We start from the raw sequence: 16,745 nt of genomic DNA, 5'->3' as shown, positions 1-16,745 counted from the left end.
TTCACGCGCGCTCTCCGTTCTGGCCTTCAGGCGTCTCGCTGTCCAGGGGCTGGGGCGAGGATGCGTCGGACGTCGGTTCGGCCGACTTCTCGGGCTCGGGGTCGTGCGCCGGCACCGGGGCGTGCCACGGCGCGTCGGCGCCGCGGGTGCGCGCGGGACGCTCCGGCGCCGCGGCCTGCGTCTCGGCCGGCGTCTCGGCCGGCGTCTCGCCCTGCTGCGCCGACTGGCTGGCCGACCCCTCGGTGATGCTGCGGGTCCGGCGCGGCCGGTCGGCCCGTACGGCGGGCGCGCCTTCCGCCCCGGCCGCCGCCGCCCGCGGACCGCGGGCCGCGCGGCCCGGACGCTCCGCCACCGGCGGCAGGGCGCCCTTGAGCGGACCCCACTCGTTCGGATCCGGCACGCCGGGCGGCTGCATCTTGCGCCGGGCCGGCCCCGCGTGGTCGTGGTCGCTCTCGCCCGGCTCCTTCGCGCCCGGCCAGGCCTTGGCGACCCGGGCGGCGAGCACGAACTCCTTGCGCAGCGGATGCCCCTCGAAGCCGTCGGGCAGCAGCAGCGGCACCAGGTGCGGGTGGCCGGTGAAGTCGATCCCGAACATCTCGTGCGTCTCGCGCTCGTGCCAGCCGGCCCCCGGGTAGACCCCGGCGGCGCTCGGCAGCGCGGCGCCGGCCCGCGGCACCCGGGTGCGCAGCAGCAGGTGGCGCACCGCAGCGCCGTCCCCGACGGTGGCCAGGTGGACGCAGACCGAGAAGCCCTCGGCGAGCTCGTCCACCGCGCTCAGCCAGTCGAAGAAGCGCAGGCCGAGCCCGTCCCGGGCGGCGGTCAGCGCCTCGATCCAGTGCTCGGCGGGCACGTCCACGGTGAGCAGCTCATAAGCCTGGGCCGCGCTCGCCCACGGGCCGATCGCGGCAGCGGTCTGCTCGGGATCCACCGCGTTCACTGCGCGCCTCCGGGCCCCGGCACCAGCGGCCGGCGCAGCGCACCGGCCGACGGGCCGCTGTAGCGCTCCGGCAGCGACTCGGCCGCGATCTTCTCCTGCAGCTTGAGGATGCCCTGCAGCAATGCCTCGGGGCGCGGCGGGCAGCCGGGCACGTAGACGTCGACCGGGATGATCTGGTCCACGCCCTTGGTCACCGAGTACGAGTCCCAGTAGGGCCCGCCCGAGTTGGAGCAGGCGCCGAAGGAGATGACGTACTTGGGCTCCGGCATCTGCTCGTAGAGCCGCCGGACGGCCGGTGCCATCTTGTCCGTCACGGTGCCCGAGACGATCATCAGATCGGCCTGGCGCGGCCCGGGCGCGAACGGGATGACTCCCATCCGGATGAAGTCGTGCTTGGCCATCGAGGCCGCGATGAACTCGATCGCGCAGCAGGCCAGACCGAAGTTGAAGCACCACAGGCTGTACCGGCGGCCCCAGTTGAGCACCACCTTGACCGGGTCCGGGGCGAGCCGGGCCAGCGGGCCGAGCCGGCGCGCCTCCAGTGCCCCCGGACCGGGGTTGGCGGGGTCGGGCAGACCGAGCGGGACCGGTCCACCGGAGCCGTGGCTGTGGGTCACGTCCATTCCAGGACCCCCTTCTTCCAGGCGTAGAGCAGTCCGATCGCGAGGAAGCCGAGGAAGACGAACATCTCCACCAGCGTCGCCATGCCGTATCCCGCGGCGGCGAAGACCGTCGCCCACGGGAAGAGGTAGATCGCGTCGACCGCGAAGATCACGTAGAGGAACGCGTAGATGTAGTACCGGACCTGGGTCTGCGCCCAGCCCTCACCGACCGGGTCGACCCCGCACTCGTAGGTGAGCAGCTTCTCCGGGGACCAGACGACCGGGCGCAGCAGGCGGTTGGCCGTGAATCCGACCACCAGGAAGAGCATGCCGACAACCGCGAGCAGGCCGACGGCCGCGTACGCGTCGAAGTAGCCGCTGCCCAGCGCGGGGTTTGCCGCGAGAGCGGTGGCCCGGGGGCCCTGCATGCGTTCGCCTCCAGCGGTCTTTACCCGTCCATAACCTCGTTATGGACGTGAGTCTATGGCCACCGCTGTGCGACCCCGGCACCCCGCCCGACCCTTAAGACGACTCCTGGACCACGGGGGTGGGGTTATCCCCCGCTGAGAACTCGTCCTGGCCCCCGTGCGCTGGGCCCCCGCCACCCGCCAAGCTGGTACTCCCCAGCGCCCCGACCACGAACGGAACGGACCTACCGATGAAGCTCCGCGGCGACCGCCGACCCGAGGCCAGAGCGTTGTACGGCGCCCAGATGTGGCGCGAGGCCCGGCACCACCTGGTCGGGCTGCCGTTCGGCATCCTGGTCTTCGTCGTCACGGTGGTCCTGCTGTCGGTGGGCGTGGGGCTGAGCGTGACGGTGATCGGGCTGCCGGTGCTGGCGCTCGGGCTGCGCCAGGCCCGCTGGTTCGGCGCCCTGGCCCGCAGCCGGGCCAGGGCCTCGCTGGGCGCCCGGATCGAGGAGCCGGAGCCGCTCACGCCCACCCGGCCGGGGGTCATGAGCCAGGTGCTGGCCGCCGTCACCGACGGGCTGTGCTGGCGCTCGGTGCTCTACTGCCTGCTGATGCTGCCCTGGGGCATCATCACCTTCACGCTGACCCTGGTCTTCCTGGTAGCCGGCTGGCCGCTGCTGCCGTTCGTGGTGCGCTACCTGGCCGTCGTGCACCGCGTGATGGTGGAGGCGCTGCTCGGCCCGGGCCGGCTCTCGGTACGGGTGCGCGAGCTGGAGGAGGACCGCGGTGCCGTGGTCGACACCGCCGCCGCCGACCTGCGCCGGATCGAGCGCGACCTGCACGACGGCGCCCAGGCCCGGCTGGTCGCCCTGGCGATGGACCTGGGCCTGGCCAAGGAGAAGCTGCTGGACACCGAGCTGACGCGGGAGCAGGCCTCGGCCGCCCGGATGGTCGACGCCGCGCACGGCGAGGTCAAGCTGGCCCTGCAGGAGCTGCGCGACCTGGCCCGGGGCATCCACCCCGCCGTGCTCACCGACCGCGGGCTGGACGCGGCGCTCTCCTCGGTCGCCGCCCGCTGCACCGTCCCCGGCGGGGTGCGGGTGAACGTGGACCTGGCCGGCCCCGGCGGCGTCCAGGAGCGCCCGGACTCGGCGGTCGAGGGCATCGCGTACTTCACCGTCAGCGAGCTGCTCACCAACACCTCGAAGCACGCCGGGGCCCGCAGTGCCAGCGTCGACGTCTGGCGCTCGGCCGAGCGCCTGATGGTCCAGGTGGGCGACGACGGCCGGGGCGGCGCCACCGTGCCCGGCGGCGGTTTCCGTCCGGGCGGCGGCCTGGCGGGCCTGGCCGAGCGGATCGGCGCGGTGGACGGCGTCTTCCTGGTGGAGAGCCCGGCCGGCGGCCCGACCACGGTGACCGTGGAACTCCCCTGGCGCACCCGGACCGCCCGGCCGCTCTGACGCCCTGCCCCGGGGGCCGAGCCGGTGGTCCGGCTCAGGCGCCGAGCGTCCCCAGCGTCACGTCGGCGGTCTTGGTCGCCCCGGCGCGGGTGTAGGTAACGGTGACCTTGTTGCCCGGTGAGAGCGAGGCGAGCGCCGTGGTGAGCGAGTTGACCGTGGTGATCTGGGTGCTGCCGACCTGGGTGATCACATCGCCCGCCTGCAGTCCGGCCGAGGCCGCCGGGCCGCCGGCGGTCAGGCTGACGATCACCACGCCGGCCGGCTGGTAGCTGGCGGTGAAGTACGGGCGGACCACGACGCCCAGCGCGGCCCGACCCGAATTGGTCACCTTGCCGCTGGCGATCAGCTGGTCGGCGATGTTGGTGATGGTGGCGCTCGGGATCGCGAAGCCGATCCCGCTGGCGGCCGAGCCGTTCAACTCGGGGTCGACGGCGGCCAGCGTGTTGATGCCGATCACCTGGCTGGAGAGGTTGACCAGCGCCCCACCGCTGTTGCCGGGGTTGATCGCGGCCGAGGTCTGCACCATGTTGGCGATGGTCGCGCCCGGCGAGCCGCCGCCCTGCGGCTCGGTGACGGTCCGCCCGGTGGCCGAGACGATGCCCTGGGTCACGCTGCTGGAGAGCCCGAGCGGGCTGCCCATCGCCAGCGTGATCTGCCCGACCGCCACCTTGCCGCTGTCCCCGAAGGTGGCCGGGCGCAGGCCGCCGGGCGGGCTGCTGAGCTTGATCACCGCGAGGTCGTCGTCGGGGTAGCTGGCGACCAGGGTGGCGTCCAGCAGGTTGGTGCTGTTCGCCAGGCTCACCTGGAAGGTGGTCGCGGTGCCCACCACGTGCGCGTTGGTGACGATGTCGCCCTTGTCGTCGTAGACGATCCCCGAGCCGAGCCCGCTGGTGGTGGTGATCTGCACCACCGAGGGCAGCACGTTCGAGATCACCTGCTGGTACTCGTCCTGCAGCTGGTTGGTCACCGAGGGCGCGGCGGTCGCGCCGGTGGCGCTCGCGGCCGAGGCCGAGGAGCTCTTCGTGCCGCTGCTGGTGCAGCCGCTGACGGCCAGTGCCGCACAGAGCACCACCGCCCCCGGCCCGGCCAGCCGGGCGGCGACGGCCTTGGGCCCGGTGGGTCGCGGGCCGGACGGGCACGGGCGGGTGTGATCCTTCGTGGGGTGCACCTGGGCTGCCTCCGGTTCCGTACATGCGGGACTGCTGCCCGACTTTCGCCAGGCTTTGTCAGCATTTCACCGCTATGTCCGAATCCCCGTCATCGGCGCGCCGCGCCCCCGCCCGGGCCGCCCGGCTATCGCTGCTCGGGCACCGCCGTCCCGAAGACCGCGTCCAGCGCGTACACGCAGCGGTCCTTGCTGCTCACGAAGACCCGGCCGCCCACCGCCACCGGAGAGCCCGTCAGCTCCCCCTTGGTGCCCAGCTCCCAGCGCAGCCGCCCGCTGGCCAGCTCCAGGGTGTGCAGCGAGTGGTCCCGGCTGCCCAGGTGGACCAGCCCGTCGGCGGCCGCCGGGGCCCCGACGATCTCGCCGCGCGCCGCGTACCGCCACTGCTCCTGACCGCTCGTGGTGTCGAACGCGAAGAGCGTGTCGCCGCTGGCGATCAGCGCGCTGCGCCCGGCCAGCACCACCGGCTCGGCGCCCTGCCGGCTCGCGGTGCGGCCCTGCCAGCGCACCCGGCCGCTCGCGCCGTCCAGCGCGTAGAGGGTGCCCAGGTAGTCGGCCACGTAGACGGCCGGAGTGGCCGAGTCGTCCAGCGTCGGCGGGGTGAAGAGCACCACCGGCGCCTCGAACCGCCAGCGCTGCGCCCCGCTGGCCGCGTCCAGCGCGTACACCGAGGTCCCCGCCGTCACGTAGACCAGGCCGCCGCGCACCGCGGGCCGGGACGGCACGTCCTCGCCGACCGGGAAGGTCCAGCGCGGCAGCCCGCCCCGGGCGTCCACGCAGCGCAGCCGCCCGCCGCCGTAGTAGTAGACGGAGCCGGCCAGCAGCGCCGGCCCGGACTGCGGGTTCTCGTAGTCCTGCTGGGCGTCCTCGGCCCGCCACAGCTCCGCGCCGTTGGCGGTCGAGCGCACCTGCACCCCGCCACCGCGCAGCCCGCAGCAGAGCACCCCGTCGGCGGCGTCCAGCGAGTAGACCCAGCCGTCCAGCGAGGTGCGCCAGCGCTCGGTGCCGTCGGCCACGTCCACGGTGTAGAGGTGCGGACCGTCGGCGGCGTGCAGCCGGCCCGCGTCCACCGCGACCGCCCAGGCCACGTCGCGGGTCTTGTAGCGGCGCCGGCCGGAGGCGATGTCGAGGGCGTGCACCTCGAAGCTGGAGATGAACAGGGTGCCGTCGGCGACCACCGGCGTGCCCCAGACGTCGTTGGACATCCGGAACCGCCACGGCCGCCACCGGCCCTGGCCCTGCTGCTCGGCCGGCGCGGCCTGGCCGGCGGGCGCGGCGACGGGCACGGCGGTGCCGCCCGAGCGGCGCACCCACTCGGTCCCGGCGGGCGTCGGCCCGGTGGCCGGCCGCTCCTGCTCGGCGGCGTGCACCTGCGGCCCCGGCCCTATCCGTACCGAGGCGCCGGGCAGCTGGATCTCTTGGGCCGGCTCGCGCCGGTGCCGGCGCCCGGCGCCCAGCTTGGCGGTGGCCGCCTCCACCTCCGCCCCGGCCGTACCGGCGGGCTGACCCACCGCCGACCGGCCCGCGGCCTGCGCGACCGCCGCCTGCCCCAGCGGCCCGAGTGCCCCGGTGCGCGGGTCCACCGGCGGCGGCCCCCAGTGCCCCTCGGGCCCGGCGGGCCCGCTCTGGCGACCCGCCAGGTAGGGCGCGGGCACCGGCGGCGGTCCCACCGGCACCGGCGGCACCGCGGGCGGGACCGGCGGCACGGCGGGCACGGACGGCTGCGCGGGCGCCGTGGCCCGGGGCCCTGGCAGGTTGCGCCGCCCCCGCTTGCGCTCGATCAGCTCCAGCGCGTTCGGCGGCAGCCAGTCCCCGCCCTCCTCCCCCGCGTCGTCCCGGGAGAAGAGGTGCGGTGCCAGCTCCGCCTGGATCTGCGCGGGGGTGGGCCGGTGCTCGGGCGCCGGCCGCATGCAGGCCCGGACCAGGTCGACCAGTTCCACCGGCAGCCCGGACAGGTCCGCCTGCTCGCGCAGCAGCTTGAAGACCGTCTCCACCGGATTGCCACCGTGGTACGGAGCGTGCCCGGTGGCGCAGAAGACCAGCAGCGAGCCGAGCGAGAAGACGTCGCTCGCGCCGGTGACGCTGCGACTGTCCTTGGCCTGCTCCGGCGACATGTAGGCGGGCGTGCCCACCGCCACGTTGGTCATGGTGAGCCGGGTGTGCGAGACCCCGGCGGCGATCCCGAAGTCGATCACCCGCGGGCCGTCCTCGACCACCAGCACGTTGGACGGCTTGAGGTCACGGTGCACCAGACCGGCCGCGTGGATGGACTGCAGGGCCTCGGCGATCCCGGCGATCAGCCAGCGCACCGCGTCCACCGGCAGCGGTCCGCACTCGCCGACCAGGTCCTCCAGCGAGGGCGCCGGCACGTACGCGGTGGCCAACCACGGCACCCGGGCCTCGGCGTCCGCGTCGACCACGGCCGCGGTGTAGAAGCCGCCGACCGTCTTGGCCGCCTCGATCTCGCGGGCGAAGCGCACCCGGAACAGCTCGTCCTCGGCGAGTTCGCCGCGCACCGTCTTGATCGCCACCCGCCGGCCGGAGGTCGACCGTGCCAGGTACACCAGCCCCATCCCACCGGCGCCCAGCCGCCCGAGCACCTCGAAGGGCCCGATCCGTCTCGGATCCTGCGCCGTCAGCTGGTCCACTCGGCTGCCACCTCCCCGTCCGCACGCCACCCTCCCCCAGCCTTCGGCCGGGAGGTACCCCCATGGGGCCGGAGTTGATTCTCCAATGCGTCCGCCCCTTGAGCCAATCTCCCCCCGCCTCAGCATCCCGGTCGTGTCGCGCCGCACCGACGGCTTCCGGCCAGCGCGGCCCCCGTCGAGCCCGACGGCCCGTCGAATCCGCGACCGGCCAGCGGATCTGACGCCGACTCGGAAGTCACCGCATTCATGCGCGGGGCTACGCAGAGCGACCCGAGAGGCCTTCAGCCCACTCGCCGTCACTCTGTGCCGTCATCAGCACACGGGGGGGCTTCGAATATCGCTATCCCGGCCCTCAATACCCGCCCGTGCGGACTAATAGTCGCATCACCGAATCGCGCCATGATCGGTGCGCGGTAAGCTGACGGCATGACAGGACAAGTTCGCACCGTCGACGGTCGCGTCGCCGGGCGACGCGGACAGGAGACGCGGCAGAAGCTGCTCGACTGCCTCCGCGAGATGCTCAGCACGTCGCCGTACCGGGACGTCAAGGTCATCGACGTCGCCCGTATGGCGGGTACCTCCCCCGCGACCTTCTACCAGTACTTCCCGGATGTCGAGGGCGCTGTCCTCGAGATCGCCGAGGAAATGGCCAAGGACTCCGTCGAGCTCAAAGAGCTGATCGACGGAAAGTCCTGGGCAGGAAAGTCCGGCGCCACCACGTCTGAAGAACTGGTGGACGGATTCCTCGCCTTCTGGCGCAAGAACGACGCCATTCTGCGTGTGGTCACGCTTGGCGCCGCGGAAGGGGACAAGCGGTTCTTCAAGATCCGCATGACTGTCCTCAACTCGGTGGCCAAGCCGCTCGCGGATGCCGTCAAGGACCTTCAGGCCAAGGGCCAGGCCGACAAGGCGCAAGACGCCGCGGCGGTGGCCGGCTCGCTGATCTCGTTGCTCGCCTCGGCGGCCGAGCATCAGAAGGCCTTCACCTCGTGGGGGGTCAAGGTCAAGGACCTGAAGCCCACCCTCGCTCCCCTGGTGTACTTGGGTGTCACCGGCAAGAAACCTCCCAAGTAGACCGTCCTTCCACCCAGCAGTTCTCCATATCGTGTGCTCGCGCGTGGCCCCGGCCTCCTGTCCGGTGGACGTCGGGCGGCGGCCGTGTCCTCGGGGGAGGTTCGCCGACGTACCGCAGCGCGCTGGCCGACACATGACGGTGGGCGGGATCCCGATCGGGATCCCGCCCACCGTTTCTTCTTGCCCTCAGGGGCAGCGCACCACCTGGCCGGCGTAGGCCAGCCCGCCGCCGAAGCCGAAGAGCAGCACCGGGTCGCCGCTGACGAGCTCCCCGCGCTCGACCAGCTTGCTGAGCGCCAGCGGGATCGAGGCGGCCGAGGTGTTGCCGGAGTCGACCACGTCGCGGGCGATGACGGCGTCGGTGGCGCCGAGCTTGCCGGCGATCGCGTCGATGATCCGCAGGTTCGCCTGGTGGGCGACGAAGCCCTTGAGCTCGCTCGGCTCGATCCCGGCCCGCTCGCAGGTCCGCCGGGCCAGCGGGGCGATCTGGGTGGTGGCCCAGCGGAAGACCGCCTGGCCCTGCTGGCTGATCACCGGCTTCCAGCCGGTGATGGTCACCGCGTCGGTCTTCTCCGGTTCCGATCCCCAGACCACCGGGCCGATGCCGGGCTCGGCGCCCTCCGGCTGGGCCTCGACCACGGCCGCCCCGGCGCCGTCCGCGAAGATCACGCAGGTGGACCGGTCGGTCCAGTCGATGGTGTCGGACATCCGCTCGGCGCCGATCACCAGCGCCCGGCTCGCCGCACCGGCCCGGATCGCGTGGTCGGCGGTGGCCAGCGCGTAGGAGAAGCCCGAGCAGACGGTGTTGATGTCGTAGGCGGCGGGGCTGGGGATGCCGAGCCGGGCCGCGACCGCGCAGGCGGTGTTGGGGCTGCGCTCGATCGCGGTGCAGGTGGCCACCACCACCAGGTCGATGTCGCGTGCCGCCAGACCACTGTTGGCCAGCGCCTTCTGCGCCGCCTCGGTGGCGAGGTCGACGAGTGTCTCGTCTTCGGCGATGTGCCGCTGCCGGATGCCCACCCGGCTGCGGATCCACTCGTCGTCAGTGTCGACCAGTGCGCTCAGGTCGTCGTTGGTGAGGACCTTGGGAGGCTGGTAGTGGCCGAGCGCCACGATGCGGGAACCGGTCATGTTGCCACTCAACCCGGTTACCGGTGCGTCAACTGCTCACCACCGGTGACAGGATCCGGCCTCCGAAGCTGTAGGAGGCGAACAACAGCCCTTGTGCCGCAACGCGGACCAGCCGCCATTTGGTGACATAAAGAGAAATCTCAGGTTGACGGCAGGACGTTCGAGCGTCGGCCGGCCCCGATCCTCAGGTGGCCAGCGAGGCCGCGTCGCCCATCACGATCACCGGCTGGGCGGCCGGGTCCAGGGTGCGGATCAGCTGGGTCATGTCGTCCTCGGAGACCGAGACGCAGGCGTGGGTCGGGCCGCCGTGGTCGACGTGCAGCCAGATGCCGCCGCCCTTGGCCTCGCCGAGCGGTTCCCGGGTGTCCAGCGGTGAGCTGCCGATCACCCGGTTGTAGTCGATCGCCACCACGTAGTCGAAGGACCCGGCCAGCTGCTCGCCGTTGAACCCGGTGCCGGTCGCCACGAAGCCGCTGTCCTGGTGGTACGGCAGCTTGCTGCCCGGGTCGGGCTTGAGGCCGCCCGCGTCACTCAGCGTGAAGACGCCGATCGGGCTGCGCAGGTCGCCCGAGCTGTGGTCGGTGGTCCAGCCCGCGTCGCCGTTGTGCCCGCTCCAGCTGGTGCCCGGGCGCCAGCGGCCGTCGGGGGTGCGGCTCCACAGCGTGACGGTGGAGGTGGTGGCGTCCTTGCCGGCGCCGGTGGCCAGCACCACCTGGGTGCTGCCGGCCGGTATCCGGGCGGCGAAGCCGGGGCCGAGGCCGGGTATCGCGGCGAAGCTGCCGTCCGCCCGGTCCGAGCGGTCGGCGGTGGGCGCCTCGGTGTGATCGGCGGCGGCACTGCCACTCGGCTGGGGTGAGCCGGACGGTGTGGCCGCGGTGGACGGCACGGGGGCGGGCAGCGGGACGAGGTCCTGGCCCAGCGCCGTGCCGGCGCCGCGGTGCGCGGCGAACGCGCCGCCGGGGCCGAAACCGAGCCAGCCGACGGCCGCGGCGATCAGCAGCACCGTGGTGCCCGCGCTGGCCACGCGGCGCCGGCGACGCGCCTTGCGCCGCCGGCCACGGCGGGCCTGGGCTCGGCCGCCGGACGCGGGCCCGGCGGCGCTGGGTTCCGCGTTGGTCGGCCGCGGCGGCTTGGTTCGCACGGCCCGATGGGATCCGGACATGCGGTCGATCCTGCCAAAGGCGGCCACGGACGGTAAACCCGGGCCACCCTAAATCCGCCTGAAGAGGCGTCAGGGCTGGTGGAGCGGGCGCGGCCGACCCGTCAGACAGACCTGAGCGTCACAGGCGCATCGCCTGCGGGGTCTCCCGGCGCAGCGGGTCCGGGCCGTCGTACTCGCGAATGACCTCGTAGCGGGTGTTGCGCTCGACCGGCCGGAAACCGGCGTCCCGGATCAGGTCGAGCAGGTCCTGGCGGCCGAGCTTGTTCGGGGTGCCGAAGTTGTCCGCGTCGTGGGTGATCTTGTACTCGACCACCGAGCCGTCCATGTCGTCCGCGCCGTGGCTGAGCGCCAGCTGGGCGGTGGTGACGCCGTGCATCACCCAGAAGACCTTGACGTGCGGGACGTTGTCGAAGAGCAGCCGGGAGACCGCGAAGGTCTTCAGCGCCTCGGCGCCGGTGGCCATCTCGGTGCGGGCCATCAGCCGGTTGCGGACCACGCCGTCCTTGGAGTCGTGGAAGTCGTGCTGGTAGCGCAGCGGGATGAAGACCTGGAAGCCGCCGGTCTCGTCCTGCAGTTCGCGCAGCCGCAGCACGTGGTCGACCCGGTGCCGGGGCTCCTCGATGTGCCCGTACAGCATGGTGCACGGGGTCTTCAGGCCCTTGGAGTGCGCGAGGCGGTGGATCCGCGACCAGTCCTCCCAGTGGGTCTCGTGGTCGACGATGTGCTGGCGGACCTCCCAGTCGAAGATCTCCGCGCCGCCGCCGGTCAGCGACTCCAGGCCGGCGTCGATCAGCTCGTCGAGGATCTCGGAGGCCGGCAGGCCGCTGATCTTCTCGAACCAGTGGATCTCGGTGGCGGTGAAGGCCTTCAGCGAGACGTTCGGCAGCGCGGCCTTCAACTCGCGCAGCGAGCGCGGGTAGTAGCGCCACGGCAGGGTCGGGTGCAGGCCGTTGACGATGTGCAGCTCGGTCAGCGAGTCCGACTCCATCGTCTTGGCCAGGCGCACCGCCTCCTCGATCCGCATGGTGTACGCGTCCTTCTCGCCCGGCTTGCGCTGGAACGAGCAGTAGGCGCAGGAGGCGGCGCAGACGTTGGTCATGTTGAGGTGGCGGTTCACGTTGAAGTGGACGACGTCGCCGTTCTTGCGCGTCCGCACGTGGTGCGCCAGGCCGCCCAGCCAGGCCAGGTCGTCGCTCTCGTAGAGCGCGATGCCGTCCTCGCGGGTGAGCCGCTCGCCCGCGTAGACCTTTGCCTCCAGCTCCCGCTTCAGCCCTGCGTCCATGCGGTGAACCGCCTCCTACGTCTTCGATCCAATGGCCGTTTCGCGCCGGAACCGAGACTACGCCTAAGACCGACCGTCGGATGATGGGTGGGTCAAGGAGAAGCCGTCCAGGCGACAGCCCGGGCGTCGCGACGCCGCCCATCATCCGACTGTCGGTCTCACATCAGGAGTTCGGACAGCAGCTTCGGTTCCAGGTTGCCGCCGCTCACCACGGCCGCGAAGACCCTCCCGCGCAGCTCGCCCGCGCGGTGCAGGTAGGCGGCGGTGGCCACCGCGCCCGAGGGCTCGGCGACCAGCCGCCCGCGCCGGGCGAGCACCGCCACGGTGTCCCGGATCTCCTGCTCGGTGACCGTCACGATGTCGTCCACATAGGCCTGGAGGTGCTCGAAGTTGAGCACTCCGAGCGGGCTGCGCAGGCCGTCCGCGACGGTCCGGTACCGCTCCTCGACCGACCACGGCCGCAGTTCGCCGGAGCGCAGGCTGTCGCGCGCGTCGGCGGCGAGTTCCGGCTCGACGCCGATCACCCGCACGCCCGGGGTGGTCAGCTTGATCGCCGCCGCGGTGCCGCTGATCAGCCCGCCGCCGCTGACCGGCACCAGCACGGTGTCCAGCTCGTCCGGGGCGTCCTCGCCGATCTCCAGGCCGACCGTGCCCTGCCCGGCGATGATGAACGGATCGTCATACGGCGGTACCCAGACGTAGCCGTGCCGCCGGGCCAGCTCGGCCGGCCGGCTGTCCCGCTCCTCGGCCGGCACCAGCACCACCTCGGCGCCGTAGGAGCGGGTGGCCGCCACCTTGACCTCGGGCGAGGTGTCCGGCATCACGATGACGGCCTCGATGCCGAGCTGCCGGGCCGCGTAGGCGACCGCCTGGGCGTGGTTGCCGCTGGACTGGGCGACCACGCCGCGGGCCCGCTCCGCGGCGCTCAGCTGGGCCAGCCGGTTGTGGGCGCCGCGGATCTTGAAGGCACCGGTCGGCTGGAGGTTCTCGGGCTTGAGCCAGAGGCGGCGGTGGCCGTCCTCGGCCCAGGGCGCCGGCATCAGCGGCGTGCGCACCGCCACGCCGGCTATCCGCCGTTGGGCGGCGCGCAGCTCGTCCAGCCCGACCAGTGCCATCGCCTACTCCCCCGTGCCCAGCGGCAGTTCGCTGACCCGGTTCTCCCACTTGGTGGAGAGCACGACCGTGGTCCGGGTCCGGGCCACGCCCTTGGTCCCCGACAGCCGCTTCACCACCGACTCCAGGCCCTCCACGTCGGAGACCCGGGCCTTGAGCATGTACGAGTCGTCACCCGCGATGAACCAGCAGTCCTCGACCTCGCCGAGGTCCTTCAACCGGTGCGCCACGTCCTCGTGGTCGGCGGCGTCGGTGAGCTGAAGGCCGATCAGCGCGGTGACCCCGAAGCCGAGCGAGGCCGGGTTGACGGTGGCCCGATAGCCGGTGATCACCCCGGCCTGCTCCAGCCGGTTGATCCGGTCAGTGACGCTCGGCCCCGACAGGCCCACCAGGCGGCCGAGTTCCGCGTAGGAGGCGCGGCCGTTCTCCCGCAGTGCCTGGATGAGCTGTCTGTCCACCGTGTCCATGTACCGTCCGCGTCCTTCCGAACCGAGCCAGACCCCGAGAGCATTATCCGCAGTTCCAAGGTCACGCTTGCCGCGCAACCCGGAAATCACAGACGTCAGATGTCGGCTGCCAGATATCGCAGAGAACATACTCTCCCGGGAGGACCCTTCTTACGCCCCCTCGGCACCGCGGGCCGCGCCCAGCTCGCCCGCCCAGCGGCGGTAGAGCCGGTGCGGCACCCCGGCGGCGTCCAGGACCCGCCCCGCGACGAAGTCCACCAGCTCCTGGCCGGTGGAGCCGCCCGCGTAGAAACCGGGGGCCGCGGGCAGCACCACGGCGCCGGCCGCGTCCAGCTCCACCAAGTGACGCAGTGTCACCCCGTCGAGCGGTGTCTCGCGGACGCAGACCACCAGCGGGCGGCGCTCCTTGAGGGTGACGGCGGCGGCGCGCTGGATCAGGTCCTTGCTCAATCCGAGCGCGATCCCGGCCACCGCGCCGGTGGTGGCCGGCACCACCAGCATCCCCTTGGCCGGGTAGGAGCCGCTGGACGGGCCGGCCGCGAAGTCGCCCGCCGGCCAGTACCTGACCTCCGCCAGGCCCTCCTCGGAGCCCAGCCAGTCGGCCAGGTCGGCGCGCCACCGCGCGTCCCGGAAGGAGATCCCGGTCTCGTCCAGGATGGTCAGCCGAGCCGCCCGGCTGACCACCAGGTCGACCGCCTCGCCGGCGGCCAGCAGGGCGCGGATCACCGAGGCCGCGTACGGCGTGCCGGAGGCTCCCGTCACCCCGACCACCCAGGGCCGTCGTACCGCCGCCTGTTGTTCGTTGCGCATACCTCGCACCCTAGAGCGTGCGACGCGGGAGGATGGTCGGCATGGCGCCGATAATGATCGACCTCACCCACCAGGTCACCACCGGCATGCCCGTCTACCCCGGCGATCCCGAGGTGGCCCTGCGCCCCGCGCTGACCACCGACACCGCCGGGGTGAACGTGCTCTCGGTGCACCTGGGCTCGCAGTCGGGCACCCACGTGGACGCGCCCTACCACGTGGACGTCACCTGGCCGACCCTGGACGGCCTGCCGCTGGACCGGTTCACCGGCCCCGCCGTGGTCGCCGACCTGCGCGCGCTGCCCGCCCGCAGTGCGGTGACGCCCGATCAGCTGGCCCCCGCGCTGGCCCGCCTGACGCCGGGCGCGGTGCTGCTGCTGGCCACCGGCTGGCCCCGGTTCTGGGGCACCGAGCGGTACCTGGCGCACCCGTACCTGACGGCGGCGGCGGCCGAGGTGATCGTCGCGGCCGGGGTCCGCACGGTCGGGGTGGACGCGCTGAGCGTGGACCCCACGCCCGACCCCGGTCCGGCCGACCCGGCGGTGGCGGCGCTGCTGGCGGGCCTGAGCGACGAGCACGACGGCGAGCCGCCGGCCGCGGCGCCGGAGCTGGCCGCGCACCGGATCCTGCTCGGCGCCGAGGGCGGCGGTGTGATCGCGGAGAACCTGACCGACCTGACCGCGCTGCTGGAGGCGCAGGCCCGGGAGAAGCCGATCAGCGTGAGCCTCTTCCCGCTGCGGCTGGCGGCGGCGGACGGGGCGCCGGTGCGCGCGGTGGCGCGGGTGGGGTAGTGGGCAGGTACTGTCCGCAGGTGGAGAAACTGCCGATGGAAAATGTGATCTTCAGCTTGTCGAGACGCCAGCTCTCGAACTACCTGGTCCGTCTGATCCTGCTGCTGGCCGTGGTCTGCGGCGTCACCGTCCTGGTCACGCACAACGCCGTGGCCACCGGGGTCGGCGCCGTCGTGGTGCTGGTCACGCTCTGGCTGGGCGCCGCGCGCGGCCGCACCACGCTGAGCCGCACCGGCATCGAGATCCGCCGCCCGCTCGGCCCGCGGCAGCTCGTCGACTGGAAGCAGGTCAAGGAGATCCGCGACGAGCAGCGGGGCGGCACCCGGCTGCTGCGGGTCGAGCTGACCGGCGGCCGCAGCTTCCCACTGCCCGCCCCCACGCACAGCGCGCTGTCCCCCAACCCCGACTACGCCACCGAGCGGGACCAGTTGCTCGCCTACCGCAAGCGGCGCTCCGGCCGTCGCTAGGCCGGACCCGGCCGCAGCTCGCACCTTGGTCTAGACCATCCCCGGGCACCCCCGATAGGCTGACCGGCCATGGCAGAGATCGTCGGTGTGGTCGAGCGACTCTGGCGCTACCCCGTGAAATCCACCGCCGGGGAGCGCCTGACCCAGGTCGCCGTCGACGATCGCGGCCTGGCCGGGGACCGGCTCTACGCGGTCCGGGACGGGGAGGGCAGGCTCGGCTCGGGCAAGAACACCCGCCGCTTGCGGCGGATGGACGGGCTGCTGCGGCTCGGCTCGCGGCTCGGGCACCTGCTGGACGGCCCCGAGCTGCTCGACCCGCTCGGCCGGACCGTCGCCGACCCCGCCGCCTTCCTCCGCGCCTACCTGCAGCGGGACGACGTCACGCTGGCCCGCGAGGACGCCGTCTCGCACTTCGACCAGCTCCCGGTCAGCCTGCTGACCACCGCCACCCTGGACTGGGTCCGCGAGGCCGTGCCGACCGCGCTGGTCGACGAGCGGCGGTTCCGCCCCAACATCCTGCTGCGCACCCCGCCGGGCACCAGGCCGTTCGTCGAGGACGACTGGTTCGGCCGGGAGGGCGAGCTGAAGTCCGGCGCCCGGCTGGCCTTCGTGCGCTCCAGCGAGCGCTGCGTGATGGCCACCGCGGCCCAGCCGGGCCTGCCGTACGCCCCCGAGATCCTGCGGGTGCTGGCCGGGGAGCACGCCAACCGGCTGGACGCGCTCGCGACCGTGAGCGCGCCCGGACTGCTGCGGGTCGGCGACCGGCTGCGGCTGCTCTGACGGTACGTCAGGACCGCTGGTGGGCCGGCAGCAGGCAGAACGGGTGCCCGGCCGGGTCGGCGTAGATCACCCAGCCGCCCTCGCGGCGCAGGAAGGCCGCTCCGTGCGCCGTCACCTCGCGCTCGGCGGCGGCCAGGTCCACCACCTCGACGTCCAGGTGGAGCTGCTGCGGGTGCAGCGGGTCGGGCCACTGCGGCGGGTGGAAGTCCTCGACCCGCTGGAAGGCCAGCACCAGGCCGCCCGGCGTGTGCAGGGTGGACCACCCCTCGTCCAGCGACCAGCGCGGGTCCGGACGGTCCACCTCGCCGCCGAGCAGCACCGCGTAGAAGCGGGCCAGCGCGGCCGGGTAGTGACAGTCCAGGACCACGCACTGCAGGGTGCCGAGCATCGTGGCCACCTCCTTCGGGCCGGCTTCGGGCTGGGGCTCCGATCATCCCGCAGCCGTCCGG

Annotated in this window: 17 protein-coding genes; 5 read left to right on the top strand and 12 right to left on the bottom strand. The window is 73.1% G+C overall.

Features of this window, described 5'->3' with window-relative positions; all coding sequences use genetic code 11:
- Position 1: 1 nt before the first annotated feature.
- Genes ABH937_RS29615 through ABH937_RS29605 form a run of 3 tightly spaced genes read right to left on the bottom strand, consistent with a single transcriptional unit; the run spans position 2 to position 1,967 of the window.
- Positions 2-937 (bottom strand): NADH-quinone oxidoreductase subunit C, encoded by a 936-nt coding sequence (locus tag ABH937_RS29615; protein ID WP_370220036.1) that lies wholly within the window; start codon positions 935-937, stop codon positions 2-4.
- Positions 934-1,560, bottom strand: a complete 627-nt coding sequence (locus tag ABH937_RS29610) for an NADH-quinone oxidoreductase subunit B family protein (RefSeq protein ID WP_280693302.1) — start codon at positions 1,558-1,560, stop codon at positions 934-936. Before ABH937_RS29610 ends, ABH937_RS29615 begins: the two co-directional genes overlap by 4 nt.
- A complete protein-coding gene (locus ABH937_RS29605) occupies positions 1,551-1,967 on the bottom strand; it encodes an NADH-quinone oxidoreductase subunit A (protein ID WP_280693303.1) in 417 nt (138 codons plus the stop codon). The genes ABH937_RS29610 and ABH937_RS29605 overlap by 10 nt, the downstream gene beginning before the upstream one ends.
- A 230-nt stretch (positions 1,968-2,197) precedes the next feature.
- On the opposite strand from ABH937_RS29605, the gene ABH937_RS29600 reads away from it, so the two are divergent.
- Complete coding sequence (locus ABH937_RS29600; RefSeq protein WP_280693304.1) at positions 2,198-3,409, top strand: sensor histidine kinase; 1,212 nt, start codon at positions 2,198-2,200, stop codon at positions 3,407-3,409.
- 34 nt (positions 3,410-3,443) lie between these two features.
- On the opposite strand, the gene ABH937_RS29595 is transcribed toward ABH937_RS29600, so the two are convergent.
- Entirely contained in the window at positions 3,444-4,499 is a 1,056-nt protein-coding gene (locus ABH937_RS29595) for a S1C family serine protease (protein WP_370146734.1), read from the bottom strand.
- Between the two features lie 203 nt (positions 4,500-4,702).
- Positions 4,703-7,222: a PQQ-binding-like beta-propeller repeat protein gene (locus ABH937_RS29590; protein WP_370220035.1), complete on the bottom strand. Its 2,520-nt coding sequence runs from the start codon at positions 7,220-7,222 to the stop codon at positions 4,703-4,705.
- Between the two features lie 426 nt (positions 7,223-7,648).
- Here ABH937_RS29590 and ABH937_RS29585 point away from each other — a divergent pair, with 426 nt between their 5' ends.
- Positions 7,649-8,296: a TetR family transcriptional regulator gene (locus ABH937_RS29585; RefSeq protein WP_266296667.1), complete on the top strand. Its 648-nt coding sequence runs from the start codon at positions 7,649-7,651 to the stop codon at positions 8,294-8,296.
- A gap of 186 nt (positions 8,297-8,482) precedes the next feature.
- Here ABH937_RS29585 and ABH937_RS29580 read toward each other — a convergent pair whose 3' ends face one another.
- The 6 genes from ABH937_RS29580 to ABH937_RS29555 all read right to left on the bottom strand — a co-directional run bounded on the left by ABH937_RS29580 (position 8,483) and on the right by ABH937_RS29555 (position 14,261).
- Positions 8,483-9,427: a beta-ketoacyl-ACP synthase III gene (locus ABH937_RS29580; protein ID WP_280693306.1), complete on the bottom strand. Its 945-nt coding sequence runs from the start codon at positions 9,425-9,427 to the stop codon at positions 8,483-8,485.
- 184 nt (positions 9,428-9,611) lie between these two features.
- Entirely contained in the window at positions 9,612-10,568 is a 957-nt protein-coding gene (locus ABH937_RS29575) for a L,D-transpeptidase family protein (RefSeq protein WP_370220034.1), read from the bottom strand.
- Between the two features lie 139 nt (positions 10,569-10,707).
- Positions 10,708-11,871, bottom strand: coding sequence for an aminofutalosine synthase MqnE (gene mqnE, locus ABH937_RS29570; RefSeq protein ID WP_280693307.1), 1,164 nt, complete (start codon positions 11,869-11,871; stop codon positions 10,708-10,710).
- A gap of 158 nt (positions 11,872-12,029) precedes the next feature.
- A complete protein-coding gene (locus ABH937_RS29565) occupies positions 12,030-12,986 on the bottom strand; it encodes a threonine/serine dehydratase (RefSeq protein ID WP_370220033.1) in 957 nt (318 codons plus the stop codon).
- A gap of 3 nt (positions 12,987-12,989) precedes the next feature.
- Positions 12,990-13,451 (bottom strand): Lrp/AsnC family transcriptional regulator, encoded by a 462-nt coding sequence (locus ABH937_RS29560; RefSeq protein ID WP_280693309.1) that lies wholly within the window; start codon positions 13,449-13,451, stop codon positions 12,990-12,992.
- A 150-nt stretch (positions 13,452-13,601) separates the two neighbouring features.
- Complete coding sequence (locus ABH937_RS29555; RefSeq protein WP_280693310.1) at positions 13,602-14,261, bottom strand: UbiX family flavin prenyltransferase; 660 nt, start codon at positions 14,259-14,261, stop codon at positions 13,602-13,604.
- A gap of 41 nt (positions 14,262-14,302) precedes the next feature.
- On the opposite strand from ABH937_RS29555, the gene ABH937_RS29550 reads away from it, so the two are divergent.
- The 3 genes from ABH937_RS29550 (at position 14,303) to ABH937_RS29540 (ending at position 16,296) form a co-directional block, all read left to right on the top strand.
- The gene (locus tag ABH937_RS29550; RefSeq protein WP_280693311.1) at positions 14,303-15,049 is read left to right on the top strand and encodes a cyclase family protein; all 747 of its coding nucleotides are present in this window, start codon (positions 14,303-14,305) and stop codon (positions 15,047-15,049) included.
- Between the two features lie 35 nt (positions 15,050-15,084).
- Complete coding sequence (locus tag ABH937_RS29545; RefSeq protein WP_280693312.1) at positions 15,085-15,516, top strand: PH domain-containing protein; 432 nt, start codon at positions 15,085-15,087, stop codon at positions 15,514-15,516.
- Positions 15,517-15,585: 69 nt separating this feature from the next.
- Positions 15,586-16,296 (top strand): MOSC domain-containing protein, encoded by a 711-nt coding sequence (locus tag ABH937_RS29540; protein ID WP_280693313.1) that lies wholly within the window; start codon positions 15,586-15,588, stop codon positions 16,294-16,296.
- Between the two features lie 7 nt (positions 16,297-16,303).
- On the opposite strand, the gene ABH937_RS29535 is transcribed toward ABH937_RS29540, so the two are convergent.
- Positions 16,304-16,684, bottom strand: coding sequence for a VOC family protein (locus ABH937_RS29535; protein ID WP_370220032.1), 381 nt, complete (start codon positions 16,682-16,684; stop codon positions 16,304-16,306).
- Positions 16,685-16,745: the final 61 nt, after the last annotated feature.

The sequence above is a fragment of the Kitasatospora sp. GAS1066B genome, assembly GCF_041262605.1.
GTDB lineage: Bacteria > Actinomycetota > Actinomycetes > Streptomycetales > Streptomycetaceae > Kitasatospora.
This window is presented reverse-complemented; position numbering and strand designations above follow the sequence as displayed.